The 17,339-nt window shown below is 33.9% G+C and carries 14 protein-coding genes; 4 read left to right on the forward strand and 10 right to left on the reverse strand.

Annotated elements, in window-relative coordinates; all coding sequences use genetic code 11:
• Positions 1 to 128: 128 nt before the first annotated feature.
• The 8 genes from E0D87_RS02650 to E0D87_RS02685 all read right to left on the reverse strand — a co-directional run bounded on the left by E0D87_RS02650 (position 129) and on the right by E0D87_RS02685 (position 9,586).
• Entirely contained in the window at positions 129 to 1,433 is a 1,305-nt protein-coding gene (locus tag E0D87_RS02650) for a sugar ABC transporter substrate-binding protein (protein ID WP_130819230.1), read from the reverse strand.
• Between the two features lie 549 nt (positions 1,434 to 1,982).
• Positions 1,983 to 4,427 (reverse strand): ATP-dependent Clp protease ATP-binding subunit, encoded by a 2,445-nt coding sequence (locus E0D87_RS02655; protein WP_130819231.1) that lies wholly within the window; start codon positions 4,425 to 4,427, stop codon positions 1,983 to 1,985.
• Positions 4,427 to 5,392: an ATP--guanido phosphotransferase gene (locus E0D87_RS02660; RefSeq protein ID WP_130819232.1), complete on the reverse strand. Its 966-nt coding sequence runs from the start codon at positions 5,390 to 5,392 to the stop codon at positions 4,427 to 4,429. Before E0D87_RS02660 ends, E0D87_RS02655 begins: the two co-directional genes overlap by 1 nt.
• On the reverse strand, positions 5,392 to 5,973 hold the full coding sequence (locus E0D87_RS02665; protein WP_130819233.1) for a transcriptional regulator: 582 nt from the start codon (positions 5,971 to 5,973) through the stop codon (positions 5,392 to 5,394). The genes E0D87_RS02660 and E0D87_RS02665 overlap by 1 nt, the downstream gene beginning before the upstream one ends.
• Before the next feature lies 1 nt (position 5,974).
• Positions 5,975 to 6,442, reverse strand: a complete 468-nt coding sequence (locus E0D87_RS02670) for a CtsR family transcriptional regulator (RefSeq protein WP_130819234.1) — start codon at positions 6,440 to 6,442, stop codon at positions 5,975 to 5,977.
• Between the two features lie 143 nt (positions 6,443 to 6,585).
• Positions 6,586 to 7,302 carry a zinc metallopeptidase gene (locus E0D87_RS02675; protein WP_207278253.1) on the reverse strand — a complete coding sequence of 239 codons (717 nt, stop codon included), beginning with the start codon at positions 7,300 to 7,302 and terminating at the stop codon, positions 6,586 to 6,588.
• A 272-nt stretch (positions 7,303 to 7,574) separates the two neighbouring features.
• Positions 7,575 to 8,228, reverse strand: coding sequence for a potassium channel family protein (locus E0D87_RS02680; protein ID WP_130819235.1), 654 nt, complete (start codon positions 8,226 to 8,228; stop codon positions 7,575 to 7,577).
• 8 nt (positions 8,229 to 8,236) lie between these two features.
• Positions 8,237 to 9,586, reverse strand: coding sequence for a TrkH family potassium uptake protein (locus tag E0D87_RS02685; RefSeq protein ID WP_130819236.1), 1,350 nt, complete (start codon positions 9,584 to 9,586; stop codon positions 8,237 to 8,239).
• Positions 9,587 to 9,757: 171 nt separating this feature from the next.
• Between E0D87_RS02685 and E0D87_RS02690 the strand changes: the two genes are divergently transcribed.
• Entirely contained in the window at positions 9,758 to 11,458 is a 1,701-nt protein-coding gene (locus E0D87_RS02690) for a DUF2207 family protein (protein WP_130819237.1), read from the forward strand.
• Positions 11,459 to 11,502: 44 nt separating this feature from the next.
• Here the strand turns inward: E0D87_RS02690 and E0D87_RS02695 are convergent, their stop codons facing one another.
• Together E0D87_RS02695 and E0D87_RS02700 are read right to left on the reverse strand one after the other, a co-directional pair.
• Positions 11,503 to 11,712 carry a hypothetical protein gene (locus E0D87_RS02695; protein WP_242618429.1) on the reverse strand — a complete coding sequence of 70 codons (210 nt, stop codon included), beginning with the start codon at positions 11,710 to 11,712 and terminating at the stop codon, positions 11,503 to 11,505.
• A 661-nt stretch (positions 11,713 to 12,373) separates the two neighbouring features.
• A complete protein-coding gene (locus E0D87_RS02700) occupies positions 12,374 to 12,649 on the reverse strand; it encodes a hypothetical protein (protein WP_130819238.1) in 276 nt (91 codons plus the stop codon).
• Between the two features lie 221 nt (positions 12,650 to 12,870).
• On the opposite strand from E0D87_RS02700, the gene E0D87_RS02705 reads away from it, so the two are divergent.
• The 3 genes from E0D87_RS02705 to E0D87_RS02715 all read left to right on the forward strand — a co-directional run bounded on the left by E0D87_RS02705 (position 12,871) and on the right by E0D87_RS02715 (position 17,280).
• Complete coding sequence (locus E0D87_RS02705) at positions 12,871 to 13,377, forward strand: LURP-one-related/scramblase family protein (protein ID WP_130819239.1); 507 nt, start codon at positions 12,871 to 12,873, stop codon at positions 13,375 to 13,377.
• Positions 13,378 to 13,387: 10 nt separating this feature from the next.
• Positions 13,388 to 14,410, forward strand: coding sequence for a M42 family metallopeptidase (locus E0D87_RS02710; RefSeq protein WP_130819240.1), 1,023 nt, complete (start codon positions 13,388 to 13,390; stop codon positions 14,408 to 14,410).
• Positions 14,411 to 14,607: 197 nt separating this feature from the next.
• On the forward strand, positions 14,608 to 17,280 hold the full coding sequence (locus E0D87_RS02715; protein ID WP_130819241.1) for a cation-translocating P-type ATPase: 2,673 nt from the start codon (positions 14,608 to 14,610) through the stop codon (positions 17,278 to 17,280).
• The last annotated feature ends 59 nt before the right edge of the window (positions 17,281 to 17,339 follow it).

Here is a 17,339-nt window from a genome sequence, read left to right on the forward strand (position 1 = left end):
AAATAAGATGATGAGAGCTGAAATTATCAAAATTTTAATAAGGAACTTTTCTCTTTTCTTTTCTATTGGTAAATTTGTCATAATAGTGAAAGAAAGGCCAGAAACTGACCTTTCCTACCTTCTATTAACTATTTGTTAAAGTTTGCCATCATTGAATCAAATGATGCCTTTAGCTCTTTGTAAGCTTCCTCTTCATTTGCAGGTTTAACTGAGTTCCAAGAAAGTATTGCATTCTTGTAAGTATCCCAAACGTCTCCCCATTCTTTGAATAGAGGTCTAGCTGGTGCTATTTCATATGATTTGATTGTAGCATCTATTATCTTCTTATCAGATTCTGGTAGGTCAGAAGATTGGTAAGTTTCATTCTTAACATTTTCAAGAACCTTACCTGTTGATTTGTAAAGATCTACTGCGAATTCTGGATTTACAATCTCTTTGATCATTTCTTCTGCTATAGCTTTTTTGTTAGCGTCTTCTTCAATTCTTGCATTGATTCCAAGACCCCAACCACCTTGCCAGTGTGTTAGTGGTTTACCAGCTACAGTTAAGTGGTCTATTGGATAAATCTCAAGGTTACCTTCGCCTGCTTGTTCAGATATTGAAGCTGCATCCCAAGCTCCACCAAGTCTAGCTACTCCGCCTTTGCCAGATTTAAATTCTTCGTCGATATAGCCCCAACCTGCATCTGGGTCAAATAGGCTTGTTCCCTTTTCGTTGTGTTTTTTCCAATATTCATAAAGTGATTTTATAGTTGCTTGTTTTTCAGGTTCAAGGTCTTTCCATTCTTTTGTGAGATCTGAAAATAAGCTGCCATCTTCATTCATACCTAGAAGTTCGATATTTGATGAGTTTGTTGCAGCAACTCCGTACCAAGCATCAAATATTGGTAATAAGACTGTTGAAGGTTCTTTGATTTCGTCAAGTTCTATTGGTTTTGTTGCGTCGATTCCACTTGCCTCAGCATTTTTAGTATTAACATAAGTAATCAATGTTTCAATGTTATAAGGAAATGCGAAATATTCTCCATCTATGTTGAAGTTTCCGCCAATTCCCTTGTCAAAATCATCCCAACCACCGATTTCTTCGGCAAGTTTCTTAGAATCAACTGCTCCAAGGATGTCATTTCCAACAAGACCAACAAGTCTATCTGCAGGAAGTGCAAAAAGATCTGCTACGTCTTCGTTGTTAGCATCTGTTTGATCAATTATATCTAAGTGATCGAAAGCACCTAATGTTTTAAATTCGATTTCTGCATTAGGATATTTTTCCTTAACTCTTTCTGCTGCCTTTTCATAATGGTCTTGCCATTCTTCTTCAACTTGAACAGTGATTTTGCCAGATACATCTCCTGGCTCACTAGCTTCATTCTCACTAGCCTTATCAGCTCCTTTTCCTCCACAAGCTGTAAGCACTGCTGCAAGAGATAAAGCCATCAAGGCTTTAAATTTGTTTTTTCATATAAATCCTCCCTTTCGTTTTCTTTGAAAACGTTATTTGATTCTGTAATATATATTATACATTAGATCTAAATTAAATGGAAGAGGTTTATTGTGAAAATTCCCTCAGATTGTTATTATTTATACAAATATTTTCCCTTGAAACTCCAGCATCTCTCCTAAACCTTCTTAAAAAACTTAGCACAATCTCCAACTTTTAATATTATTTAGTCCTTATTCCTATATAAACTTCTTTGTATATCCATTGATTTTACTTATTTCCCAGACACTTCTTAAAATTTAAGCTAATTTTAAGTCTTTTGCTTTAATTTTTTATCATGGATTTTAACTCCATATTTAATTAATATAAATAAATATTTCATAATATTTGAACATAAATTTAGGGAAATCGTTTCATATTCCGGTTTTATAATTTTCTTGTGAAATTTCACAAATTATGTGATGAGTGGTTATTTCATTACAATTTTCCCCAATAAAAAACTCTTCCCAAAATCCTTAGAAAGAGTTTAATTGATTTATTCTTTTTTAGTTTTTAGCTTCTACAAGTTCTTTGTTAGCTTGTCTTTTCTTTTTTTCCTTGCTTATATTTCTAAAGACTAGGCTATCTTTTCTAACAGATATCCTTATGGTTTCATCTCTATCGAGTTTGCCATCTAGGATATCTTCGGCTAGTCTATCGTCAATCATCTTTGTTATGTGACGTTCGAGTGGTCTTGCCCCATATTCAGGGTCAAATCCTTCTTTTGCTAGAAGTTTTACAACCTTTTGATCATATTTTATATCAAGGTCAATCTCGTTTAGTCGAGCCTTGGTTTTTTCAAGCATTAGACCAGATATTTCCTCAATCTCCTTTTCACCTAAAGGCTTAAACATTATTACCTGATCAAGTCTATTGATAAATTCTGGAGCGAAAGAATCTTTGACCGCCTTTTCTATAAGGTCAGCTGTTCTTTCTTCTTCTATTTTTTTCTCATCTCCAAGCTCGAAACCTATTGTTTTACTTTGGCTTAGGCTTCTTACACCGACATTGCTGGTCATGATTATGATTGTGTTTTTAAAGTCAACTGTCCTACCTTGACCATCAGTTAGCCTTCCATCATCTAAGATTTGAAGGAGCATGTTAAATACATCTGGGTGGGCTTTTTCTATCTCGTCAAACAATACTACAGAATAAGGATTTGTTCTTACCGCTTCTGTTAGTTGTCCTCCCTCTTCGTAGCCGACATATCCTGGAGGAGAACCAACAAGTCTTGATACGGCGAATTTTTCCATATACTCACTCATATCCATCCTTATTAGTTTATCCTCTGATCCAAACAAGTCTCTAGCCAAGGTTTTGGCAAGATAGGTCTTACCTACTCCTGTTGGTCCAACGAATATAAAGGATCCGATAGGCTTTTTAGGATCTTTTAGACCGACCCTTGCTCTTTTGATAGATCTTGCTACTGAGTCGATGGCTTCTTGTTGACCTATTACACTTAGTTTAAGATCACTATCCAAGTTAGCATATTTTTCCTTTTCATCTTCTGTTAATTTTTCAACAGGAACCTTTGACCAGCTTGCAACTATACTTGCTAGGTCATCATAGGATATGAAAAGTTCATCTTTGTTTTTATTTTCCTTATCTTTTTGTGCTTCTAGATCAAATTTAGCTTGGTTAATTTTATCCCTAAGCTCTGCTGCTCTTTCGAAGTCTTGATCTCTTACAGCGTTTTCTTTTTCTCTAGTAAGTCTTTCCAAATTTTCTTCAAAAGAATTATCTTTGTCAGATTTTTGGAAGGCTGCAATTCTTATTTTAGAGCTTGCTTCATCTATAAGATCTATCGCCTTATCGGGAAGATACCTATCAGTGATGTATCTGTCAGATAATTCTACAGCTGCATTTATAGCCTCATCTGTGATTTTTACCCCGTGGTGGTCTTCGTACTTATCCTTAAGTCCTCTTATTATTTCTCTAGCATCTTCAAGACTTGGTTCGTCTACTTGGATTGGCTGCATGCGACGACTTAGGGCAGAATCTTTCTCCACATGTTTTCTATATTCTTCTATAGTTGTAGCTCCCATGATTTGGACGTCACCCTTGGCAAGGATTGGTTTTAGGATATTTGCTGCATCCATAGATCCTTCAGAGGCTCCAGCCCCAAGCACCATGTGAAACTCATCTATAAAGAGTATGATGTCATCCCTCTTTTCGATTTCTTCAAATAATTTCTTTAGCCTATCTTCGAAATCTCCCCTGTACTTGCTTCCTGCAATTAGGCTTGCAAGGTCTAGGCTTAGTATGGTTTTACCCTTAATAATCTCAGGAACATTTCCTTCAACAATCCTTTGGGCAAGACCTTCTGCTATGGCAGTTTTTCCCACACCAGGTGCCCCTATCAAGATAGGATTATTTTTTCTCCTTCTCATAAGGATTTGCACCAATCTTTGGATTTCTTCATCTCTACCAATTACTGGATCTATCTTTCCACTTTTGGCAATTTCGTTTAAATCTCTGGCAAAGTTAGTTACATTTTCAGATAAACTAGAGTTAGTCATTTGCTTGTTAGGATTTTTCCCCATCAAATCATTTAGATTAGCTCTTATATTTTCCTTATCCAAACCTGACAATAAAAACATGAGGTTTGTAAAGGAGTCATCATCATCAATTATCGCCATTAGAACATCTTCTTCACGAGGAGCAGGAAGTTTCTTATTTAAAGCTATATTTCTTGCCTCTTCAAAGATTTGTCTAAGTTTTTTAGAAAACTCAGTAGCAGGCCTTTGAGAGTTGCCCCTTCCTATATTATTTATAACAATAGATCTAAAAAGATCATAATTTGCTCCGCTTATTTTTAAAGCCTCACTTGCAAGTGAGCCTGTTTTCATAAGGGCTAGTAACAAGTGCTCGCTTCCTATATAATCATGGTTTAGGGAATAAGACTCTCTTCTGGCTTGGGAGGTAAGTTTGTTTAGTCCTGTATTTTCCATTATCTCTCCTTAATATATTCTCTTAGAAAGAGGTATCTATCCTCATCTCTATTTCCCTTATACTTATTCTTTGTCAAATTAAATATTAAATAATCTATTTCTTCATCTGTAAAATCAGTATCAAATCCTAAAATCCTGTATTTTTTTAATATATACAAGTTTTCTATCATAAGATCTAAGGTCTTTACAAGACCTTCCTTAAGATTTGTCAAACTAATATTTATTCTATCTTCTATCTCTTCGCTCTTGACCTTGTTTATGTGCATATAATCTCTTCTAAATCTTCTCTCATTTCTTAGGAGAATATCTAGGCTGTGGTCAAATTTATCTACATATGATTCTATATCTTTCCTGTAATTTCCAATGTTTTTTATGAGATAAACATCATCTGAGTATGCATTGTTGTACTTCGGAGTAAATCTTGTAAGATACATTCCTTCCCTAAGTAAACTCTGTTTTAATCCATAGTAGGCTTTTTCATCATCAACCATAGCAAACAAGAATGTTTTTACAAAAATCTCAAGACCTGAGCCTGTATTTCTCGCATCTTGAGTGTAATAGCCAAGATCTGATGAAAAAGAAAAATCTAGGATTTCATCTAACTTTTCTTCTACATCCAAAGCCTTTCTATAAGCTTTTTTACAATCAAGGTCGAAATTTCTGACATTTATTGCCAGATGATCTCTATCATTTATTGTCAAGATGTAATCATCTTCTATAACCAGTCCAATCTGGGCAAGTTTTTTATCAGCTTCTTCGCTTAATACAAAGGAATTTATAAGCTCATTTTTTGTATTTTCGTCAAGATCTTCCAATAAAACAAGCTTATCAGCATATATATCTCTAAACATTTCTATGATTTTCTCGCTTGCCTCAAGTGTCATTGTCGCAGGAAAATCATATCCTTCGATGTTTCTTCTGATAGATAGGTTTGATTCTAGGATTATATTTTTGCTATAGTCCATTAATTTCCCACCTTGCCAGTTAACTCTTCTATTTCTTCTTTGATAGTTGCTGCTCTCTCGTAATCTTCTATCTCAACTGAAATTTGTAATTTATCTTGAAGATTTTTAATCCTTGCCGCAAGGTCTTTTACCTCACGCTCTTTTCTAGGGAATTTCCCCTCGTATTTACTATAATTATTATAGGTCCTAAGAATCTTACTTGTAAGTTTTTTGTCTAGCTTGTAGCAATCTGGGCATCCAAAAACACCATTGTTTATATTTGAAACGAGGTTGCCACAAGTTGGACAAGCTTCATCTCCAAGTCTTCCTATCATGTCATAGGAGAAGTTTACCTGATTAAATTTATATTCATAATATGAATCAATCACTTCTTCAAGGCTTGGCATAAATTGACCAATAAGATTTTCTATATTTTTACTATCAAGGCTTGTAACTCCCGGCTTTACATTTCCATCTTCATCTACGCCTATATCTGTAAATTTCTTTACGCAGTCGTTACATAGGTGAAAATCTGTTTGTTTACCATTAATTATAGCCTTGACTGTTACCGTAGCTTCCTTATCACATTTATCACATTTCATATTAATTACTCCTTGCCATTAGGCTCAGCAAGATATTTTTAATGATATCAGAACGAATGGCGTTTCTTTTCTTTACATCGCATATTCCTGCTAGGGCCTTATCGCTTGTGACATATCTTGCCATTATATATTCATTTTCTGTAAAGTATTCCCTTCTTACAAGATCTTTAAACAAACTGTCCGCATTGTTTTCGCTCATATCTTTTTTTAAGTTTTTTATAAGATAGGAAATATATGAATCTTCATCAACAACTGTAATTATCTTTATAAAGCCATTACCTCCACGCTTACTTTCAATCAAGTAACCATTGTATGGGGTAAATCTTGTTGATAAAACATAATTTATCTGACTTGGAGCACAGTCAAAACGTGTTGCCAAGTCATTTCTACCGATTTCAAGCATTCCGTCAACGGAATCCTCTAACATCATTTTAAGAAACTTTTCAATCTCCGAAGTAAGACCCGCCATATTCCACCTAACTTTCTATATTTAAAAGCCAATTTTCATTGACTATCTCTGACCTTCTTCTGTTAAAAATAAGAACCATAAATGATTCCTAGTAAAATTGTACTATATAGCAAATTGAATTCAAGAAATTTAGGAAAGACTATTTAGTCTCTCCTATTGTTTCTATTTCCATAAAGGATAAACAACCTCAAGAATTGAAGGGCTGTCGATAAAGTTGCTGCAACATATGTTAGGGCTGCAGCTTTTAGCATAGACCTTGCTGAATTTACTTCATCATTTACAAGCATGCCACTTTCTTCAATAACTCTTATAGCTCGTCTTGATGCATCAAACTCTACTGGAAGAGTTATTATCTGAAAAATCAAAACTAAAGAAAAAAGTATAAGCCCTATATCTAACAGGCTTTGTTTTGATAAAAACAAACCTAGAAGAATCATAGGAAAGGATAGTTTTGACCCGAAATTAACTGCAGGTACCAACCAAGCCTTAATTCTTAGTGGAAGATATCCTTCCTTATATTGAATAACGTGCCCACATTCGTGGCAAGCAACTGCTATAGATGCTATTGACGTATCTGTAAAAGATTCATTTGATAGAGCAACCTCCTTAGTCGCAGGATTAAAATAGTCGGATAAGCTTCCACCAATCTTTTTTATAGAAATATCTTTATATGAGTTAGTATCTAGGATATATTTGGCTGCTTCATAGCCAGTTATTCCTTTTTGAGATTTTACTTTCTTGTATTTATTAAAAGCTTTTTGGATATTTGCTTGAGCTAACATACTTATAACAAGACCTAACATAACAAGTATATAAGTCTTGTCATAGAACATATATCCAAAATAATTTGGGTTATACATTTTTATTCTCTCTTTCTATTTCTTTTTTATATTATACCCATACTTTAAAAATGGACACAGAAAAAGGGCCCTCAGGCCCTTCTCCTTTATAGAAAAGAATAAGTTAGTCCTAGTTTTCTAAAGGGAAAACTATAAGGAATTAATAATGAAAAACCTAGCTATTTAATAGCTGATTTTATTATAACACCATTTTATGATTTGTGCAAACTTTTTCTTATCCGTTGTTTTGTTTAATTTTTATCAACGTTTTAGACTTTACCACGTTTTCCTTGTTATGAGTTTTCCTCAAGTTCTTTAGCGTTTTCATTATCTCCAATGAGGACTAAAACATCATCTTCTTCTATTTTTATATTTGGGTCGATGTCCATCATCATCTTTCCATCTCTTTCAAAGGCTACGACATTCATCTTGTATGATTTTCTAAAATCAAGTTCTATCAAAGTCTTGCCCACCCAATTTTTATGAGCTTTAATCTCTATTAGTGAAAAATCATTTGAAAACTGAACAAGCTCTAATAGATTTGACCCAGCAAGAGCTCTCGCTAGTCTTTCTCCTGTGTCAAGCTCTGGATAAACAATTTGATCTGCTCCAATTTTCTTTAAAATTCTTGCGTGAGATTGACTAGTTGCTTTTGCTATAACTTTCTCTACGCCACTATCTTTACATATCAAGGTAGCCTCAATTGATGCTTCTATATCTGTTCCTGTAGCTATTATTGCAATATCATAGTTATTTATACCAAGGGATTTCATCGCTAGCTCTTCTGTCATATCCCCCTGAGCTGCATTTGATACGAAGTTTGCAATTTTTTCTACTTTTCTGTAGTTTGAATCTACAGCAGTGACATAAACACCTTTTTCAAAAAGTTTGGTTGCAACTGCTGATCCAAATCTTCCTAGTCCTAATACAATAACATTTTTTTCCATAATATCTCCTAACCTAAACTAATAAAACTTTCTGGATATCTAATTAATTTATCATCTGTTTCTAAACCAAAGGCAAAGGCCATAGTCATAGGACCAATCCTACCCAAATACATACAAAAACCTATGAGAATTTTGGCTATCTTTGATAACTCTCCTGTTATTCCTCTACTTGCTCCTACTGTTGCAAGTGCAGATACTGTTTCATATAAAGTATCTATGAGGTCAAAATCATCTGTGATAGTTATTATAAAAGTTACCAAAAGAACTATAGCAAATGAAATCATAAATATAGATAGAGCTTTTTTGATTGACTCATCGCTGATATGTTTCTTGAACACTACTGGTTCTTTTTGATTTTTGATTATAGAATAAGTTGCCAAAACTAAAACACCGAAGGTAGTTGTCTTGATACCTCCAGCGGTTGATCCAGGGGAGCCACCTATAAACATAAGTCCCATCAACAGCAAAGATGTAGAATCTTTTATGTTTGAAAGATTTACTGAATAAAATCCAGCAGTTCTTGCCGAGATTGATTGAAAGAATGATTCTGTAACAGAGCCTAATGCTCCTTCGCCTACTAAAACTCCACCTTGGATTGATTCAAGTATGAAAAATCCGATAGCTCCAACTAATATCAAGGCAAGATTTATCACTAAAACGAGTTTTGAGTGGGTTGAAATCTTCTTTATATCTCTCTTATAAAATATTTCGCTTGTTACCATAAATCCTAATCCACCAGTAACAATAAGAGCCATTATAGTTATGTTGACCAAAAGGTCTTTTCTAAGCGGATAAATAGAATCTCCTAAGATGTCAAAACCAGCATTACAAAAAGCTGATATTGAATGAAATACTGAATACCAAATCCCTTTTCCAAGTCCATAGCTTGGCACAAATCTAAAAGATAACAATAAGGCTCCAAGGCCCTCAGCAACGAGAGTAAAAACTAAGACATATTTAAATAGTTTTACCATGCCCGCCATGCTTTCAACATTTAACTGTTCCTTTAGAATTTGCCTTGATTTTATTCCTATTTTCTTTCTTAGAAGAAGTGGAATAAGAGATGCTATAGTCATTATCCCAAGTCCACCTATTTGAATTAGAATAATAATCACAACTTGTCCAAGTGTATTCCAATAATGACCAGTATTTACAGGAGATAATCCTGTAACGCAAGATGCACTTGCCGCAACAAAGAACGAATCTATAATTCCCGTTCTAGTTCCTGTTTGGGTTACAAAAGGAGTTGATAATATCAGTCCTCCCAAACTTATTAAAATAAGAAAGCCCATCGACAAGATAAAAGCAGGATTTTCTGTTGCCTTGTCGAATGTTCTTTTGACAATATTTTTCTGCATAAATACCTTCCTTACACAATCAAAGGGGCTGGCAAAATTAAAACGCCCTCCCCTAACTTAAGAGAATTTTACATCTTGTGACAATTATTGTCAACGATTTAATAAATAATCTATGGGGTATAAATTATATGATAAGATTAATATCAAATTTTCTAATAATTTGGAGGTAATATGAAAAGGATTTATAAAACTATAATGAAGACAATCTTTGTTATAGGCTTGATACTTATACCAAAAACATCCTTTGCAGATGATTTTAAATCAATTGATATGGACATTTCCATTGATAAAGATGGAATAGCAAGTGTAAGTGAAACATGGAATATAGATGAAGACAACAAAGATTATACAGAAAGATATAAACTAATAGAAAACCTAAAAGGATTAAAGATCGAAGATTTTTCTCTATCAGCTAATGGCAAAGATTTTGAAAGAATTGAGCCTTGGGATACTGATAAAAACTTTGAAGAAAAGTCCTACAAGTACGGAATGATTAATAGAAATGACGAAGTAGAACTTTGTTGGGGAATAAGCTCTTATACAGAAAATACATACACATTAAAATACAAGATAAATCCTCTGGTTGTTGGACTAAATGATGCAGACATGGTGTTTTTCCAATTTGTAGGTAGCAATTTTGATCCTAAGCCAGAAAATGTTTCGATAAAAATAAATGGCTATGAGAAGTTTCCTGAAGATATAAAAATGTGGGGATTTGGATTAGTTGGAGAAATAAACAATGAAAATGGAACAATAGTTTTAAAGTCAAAGGGAGAAGTCGATTACACAACTATAATGCTCAAATTTCCTAAAGGATACTTTAACACCTCCTACAGAGAAGATAAATCTTTCAAAGATTACGCAGACAAGGCGGTAGTCGATTCTAAGTGGGAAGAAAAAGAAGGCAGTGTAGATACAGAGCCAATCCCTCTTTTTGTAAAAGTTATACTTGCAATCCTTCCTATAGCTGTACTTTCCGGAATATTTGCAGGAATTAGGGGGTATAAGCTTAACTTTGATGAAAATAACATAATTAATGATAATAGACTTAAAAAAGCAAAATCCTACAAAAATGAATTTGAATCTCGCATTCCTTATGAAGGAAATATAGAAGACCTATACTTTCTTTTAAATAGAGCTTATCCTTATGAAGTCAGTCCTGAAAATTTCATAGATGCTTTCATCTTAAAATGGATCTATGATAAAAATATTAATCTCACAGAAGATAAACATCCCAAAATAGAAATAATCTCAAGACCAAAAAACATGGGTCAAGTTGAAGAAGAATTTTTTGATATAGTTGAGGAGTCTAGGGAATATTCCAAAGACGGACTAGTAAGCGAGAAAAATATAGCCAAATACTTTAGAAAAAATAAGGAAGAAGTAGAAGATTTCTATGATAACTTTATTGATTCTTCAAAGAACGCTCTCATAGAAAATGGATATCTAAAAGAGATAAGCTACCAAAAGCAATTCCTAAATACCAAAAAATCTGGGACAGAGCTTGAAGTTACAGATAAGGGGATAAATCTATATGAAAATTTGATTAAATTTAAAAACTATCTGTTGGACTATGAAAATGTAGAAGAAAGAAACCCAAATGAAATTGACACTTGGGATATGTTCATAATATATGCAGCAATCTTTGGCATAAGCGAAAAAGTTTTTGCTAAGTTTGAAAATACCTACCCAGAATTTTACACAAGAACTTACTTTGCTCCGTATATGATAGCAAACTCTAGGTCCTTTTCTAAGAAAACTTCTACTTCCTACTCAAACGCAACGGGCTTTTCTTCTGCTGGTGGAGGAGGAACAACTTCATTTTCCGGTGGAGGTGGAAGCTTTGGAGGTGGCGGCGGTGGCGGTCGCTAAAATATAAGAAAACAAAAATTGGAGCAATTAGCTCCAATTTTTTCTTATTTCTTTTCTAGCATATCATCAGAATAGCCAAATAGATAAGTTAAAATAAAGGCTACTCCTGCTGCTATAACTAGCATCAACAAATACATAAATATATTATCAAGGTACAAGAGTGTTCCTGGAATCACAGTAACTGCCATTCCTGTTCCGGCTAGTTTAAAGATTGATGCAAAGAATCCTCCAGCTGCTCCTCCAATCATTGCCATAACAAAAGGCTTTACAAATCTTAGGTTAATGCCGAAAATCGCGGGTTCTGTTATTCCTAAAGCTGCAGATAAGGCAGAATGTTTTTCAAAAGACTCACATAAGGAAATAGGTAAATTAATTTTTAATCTATATAATTATAACTACTTTAATTAATAAACGTATTTTTATAAATGCAGCTGATGTCCGAATAAGGTTTAGGCAAGAGCTATCACACAGGAACACACGGCTATAAATTTCATAGCAGTAAATTCGTTGATGTTCCTTCCTGATGGTATTTCTCTAAATAAATAGATGATGAAGATAATCTTCTCCCCCGTCTTTAATTTATCTCTTTGCTCACCTGTGCCCTTATGGGTGAATATTAAGTTTAAAACATTTATATTATCGCCTCTTAAATTGAGTATAAGAAAAGCATCTACTTTTGTAGATGCTTTTATTTCATGTAAACAATAATAAGATATTTGTTCATATTATATACCATGATTTAACTTTTGATATACATACTTATACATCCAATAATAATCAGTAAACAACCAAGTATTTTTTTCAACATTTTTTTGTTTTCTCCATCTGAAGATAATATAGAATATGCTAAAATATAAATACCGAAAAAAATTAGAATATACATATATTTAGATTTTAAAAAATTCAATATGCTCATCATACTTCTATATATCCATTATTTGGTATTCTATCATTTCCATCAATTCTTTCAGCTAACCATTGACCTGGATCTATATATGCATCGATGATTCCTTTAACTATATTTCCAGCAAAAATACCGAATGCCCCTAGCCCTATAGCTGTTAATTTATTTACTACAGCTTTTTTCACATGCTTTTCAACCCAGTCTTTTGCTAACGCATTTGACGGAATAATTGAAAGCATTATAGCAAAAACCAAAAATCCAGTGATCAATTTTTTTAGTTTATCCACAAAATTCATCCTTAGTTCATTTTCGATAAAATTGTACTTTAATTCAAAAATTTCTTCAATGATTCAAAATATTAGTACCCCCTATAATAATAAACAGATTCAATAGTAAGAAAGTTAATCTTATAGTAAAGACATAGCTTTATAAAGATCTATTTTCTAAGATAAATCATATAATCATATAAAATATAGCTTTGGGTATAATAAAAATAAAAGGACGTTTTATGAAAAAGTATTATTTCAAAGAAAAGTTTTTTAAGATAGTAGACCACTATCCAATCTTAGATGAAAATGGCAAAAAAGCCTTTTATGTAGACCAAAAACTCAAATTAATCGGCTACAAGGTAAGAGTATCTGATGAGAATCATGATGAGATTTTCTCTATAGATAGAGCATTTAAACCATTCTTACCCACATATAAGGTAGATTTTGCTGATAAAAATAAAGCCTCTATGAAAATAAAGGCAAATCTAAGTATCTTTAGAAAGTCAATTGATGTTATAATGGATAATGACAGGATTAATCTTAGTGGAAATTTCTTCGATTATGAGTTTAAGATACGATATAAAGGTGAAACAATAGGTGAAGTTACGAAAAAGATTTTATCAATGACCGACCAATACGAGCTTACAGTTTATGATGAAAATTATACCCTTGAGCTCATCAGCCTTTGTATATGCCTAAACAACATCAAAGATATGGAGCTAGAATCTTCTAGGAACAATGATTAAAGGAGAAAATATGGAAATTACAACAATAACTAACTACATCAAAAACTTGATAGAAACCCCATCACCTACTGGCTACACTAAACTTTGCGAAAAATACTTGATGGACGAATTTAAAAACCTAGGCTATGAACCTTACCAAACAAACAAAGGAAATGTCGTTGTCCCAATAGTCGAAGGAAATGAAAATGGACTTTTATTATCTGCTCACATAGATACACTTGGTCTAATGGTTAGAAGTATCAAAGAAAATGGTAGACTTAAAGTTACAGGTCTTGGTGGCTATCCATTTTCCTATGCAGAGGGAGAAAATGTGACAATCCATACTAGATTTGGCAAAGAATTTAGCGGAGTATTTAGACTTAACGAACCTGCTGTTCACGGCTCAAGAGATCCACAAGAATCTAAAAGAGACGACGAAACAATGGAAGTTGTCCTAGATGAGATAACTAGAAGTGATGAAGAAACCAAAGCTTTAGGAATAAGTAACGGTGACTTTATTTCCCTAGATCCTAGATTTATACAAGCAAATGGCTTCATCAAATCAAGACACTTAGATGATAAGGCATCTGCAGGTGTTCTTTTGGCCCTTGCTAAGGAAATTAAAGAAAAAAATATCAAAATCAACAGACCTTTATACATGGAGTTTACAATCTATGAAGAAGTCGGTCATGGTGCAGCAAGCGGTCACCCAAAGGGAATTACTGACATGGTTGCAGTTGATATGGGCGTTGTTTACGACGATTTAACTTGTGATGAAACTATGGTTTCTATTTGTGCCAAGGATTCAACCGGTCCTTATAACTATGATTTGACAAATGAACTTGTAGATTTAGCCATAAAACTTAACATAAACTACGCACTTGATATTTATCCTTTCTATGGATCAGATGCATCTGCAGCTATTGCAAGTGACAACGACTTCCGTCATGCCCTTGTAGGAAGTGGTGTCGCTGCAAGTCATGGCTACGAAAGAACTCATGAATTAGGACTTATGGGACTATATAATTTGTTATTTAACTTTGTTCAAAAATAAATATCATCTCCTAGCTTTATCTTGTAATTAATCAAATTTGTTATATAATATAGGTAAGCAAAAGGGAGTAGCCCAATTATTTAATCGTCAGAACGGAAGATTTCCCGGTTAAATAAACCCTAAAAGGTGGCAAGACTTTTGGCATGTATTTGCCAAAAGTTTTTTTTATATCTTTTGCAAATATTAATGGAGGAATTATGGACTATAAAGGAAGTTTAAACGAAGTAATCAAAAAACATAATAGTGACCCAAACCGTGGTCTTACTTCCGATGAAGCTAAACAAAGACTTGAGAAGTTCGGTCCAAACGTGATCGAGTCTTCAAACAAAAAATCTTTAGCTAAGAAAATCATCGAACAAATAGCAGACCCTATGGTTATCCTTTTGGTACTAGCATCTATTGTATCAGCCTTTACTGGAGATACTGTAGAAGCCGTTATAATTATTGCAATAGTAGTAATTAATGCTATTATGTCAATTATTCAAGAAGGTCGTGCAGAAGATTCTGTAGCTGCCCTTCAAAAAATGAGCTCGCCCGAAGCAACCATCATTAGAGATGGAGGAAGAAAAAAGGTAAAGGCAGAAGAACTTGTACCTGGAGATATTGTAATCATAGAAACAGGAGATATTATCCCTGCTGATATGAGACTCTTAGAATCAAGCAACCTACAAATTGATGAGTCTTCCCTAACAGGAGAATCAGTCGCTGTAGAGAAAGATTCCAGTGTAGAATTCGATAGTGAAGTAGGAATTGGAGATAGAGACAACTTTGCCTTTTCTTCATCAATAGTAACCTACGGCCATGGTAAGGGACTTGTAACAGCAACTGGAAGCGAAACTGAAATCGGTAAAATTGCAACAAGTCTTGAAAGTGTAGAGGCTAAAGATACTCCTTTACAAAAACAACTCAAAAAACTATCCAAACTATTGGCAATCCTTGTTGTAATAGTATGTATCCTAGTATTTGTTGTAGGATACTTTAGATCTAATATGGATATGCTAGAAAACTTTATGGTTGCAGTATCTCTTGCAGTTGCAGCTATACCAGAAGGTTTGACAGCTGTTGTAACAATAGTTCTATCAATCGGTATGAACAGAATGGCAGAAAGAAAAGCCATTGTTAAAAACCTTCTTTCAGTAGAAACTCTTGGTTCTACTACAGTAATCTGCTCAGATAAAACAGGAACTCTAACTCAAAACGAAATGACTATAACAAAAGTTTATACTAATGGAGATGAGTTTGAAGTAGAAGGATCTGGCTATGAACCAAAAGGAGATATTAGAGACTCTAAGGGAGAAGTTATTAATGATCACGATCAAATAAAACTTCTAATGACCATAGCTAGTTTATGTAACGATGCCAACCTAATTAGAGAAAATGATACCTACAAGATAACAGGTGACCCTACAGAAGGGGCAATGCTAACATTTTCTGAGAAATGGAACATCAACCAAGAAAATCTAAACGAAAAACATCCAAGACTTGAAGAAATCCCATTCGATTCTACAAGGAAAATGATGACAACCTTCCACGAAATGGATGGCAAAAATTACGGATATACAAAAGGTGCTCCAGACGTTGTAATAAACAAATGTTCAAAAACTCTTGTAAATGGAGAAATAGTAAACTTTACAGATGATCTAAAGAAAAAAGCACTAGAAGTTAATACAAGCCTTGCAAGCCAAGCTCTTCGTGTTATGGCATATTCCTTTAAACAAATGGAAACACTTGATACAGAAATAACTAGTGAAAATATCGAACATGATATGGTCTTTGTTGGTCTAACTGGAATGATCGATCCACCAAGACCAGAAGCAAAAGCTGCTGTCAAAGAATGTCACGCATCAGGTATTGATGTTGTAATGATAACAGGAGACTATTTTGAAACAGCTCTAGCTATCGCCAAAGAATTAGGCATAGCTACAAGTCGTGACCAAGCTATGCAGGGAAGCGACCTAAATGACAAAACCGAAGCAGAAATTCGTGAAATAGTTAAAACTAAGAGAATTTTTGCTAGAGTTTCCCCAGAAAATAAAGTTCAACTTGTAAAGGCCCTCCAACAAAACGGAGAAATAGTAGCCATGACAGGTGATGGAGTAAACGATGCTCCAGCTATTAAAAATGCTGACATTGGTATATCAATGGGTATAACAGGAACTGACGTTGCAAAAGATACTGCAGATATGATCCTTGTAGATGACAACTTTGCAACAATTGTAAATGCAGTAGAAGAAGGAAGAGTAATATTTTCAAATATCAAGAAATTCGTATCCTTCCTCCTATCATGTAACATAGCCGAAGTATTGATAGTATTCTTATCAATCCTATTTGGGCTCCCTAGTCCACTTACACCAATCCAGCTTCTATGGTTAAACCTTGTAACAGATGCCTTCCCAGCTTTAGCTTTAGGTGTTGAACCAGCAGAGCCAGGTATTATGGAAGAAGATCCTAGAGATCCAAACTCATCTATCATTTCAGGTAGGACAAGAACAGACCTTATAGCTCAATCAATATTTATAACAGTTGCAGTTCTTGCCTCTTATATAGTTGGGCTTAAGTTTATCTTCCCTAACTCAATAGAAGGTGCTCATACAATGGTATTTGCAACACTTATAACAAGCGAACTACTAAGAGCCTTCTCAATTAGGTCAAACAAGTTCACTCTAAAAGAATTAGGATTTGGATCAAACCCACAACTAATAAAGGCAACACTTCTATCATTTGCCCTATTACTAATTGTAATGTATGTCCCAGTCCTGAGAGACTTATTTGAAGTTGTATCTCTAACTTGGGAATGGATACCAGTACTTCTTCTTGCTCTAATTCCACTAATATTAGGAGAAGTATCTAAGGTTATTAGAAGAAAATAACAATAATTTGTAGAAAAACAAAAAGGAGAAGTCTAACACTTCTCCTTTTTACTTACTAA

The organism is Anaerococcus vaginimassiliensis, from assembly GCF_900626155.1.
GTDB lineage: Bacteria > Bacillota > Clostridia > Tissierellales > Peptoniphilaceae > Anaerococcus > Anaerococcus vaginimassiliensis.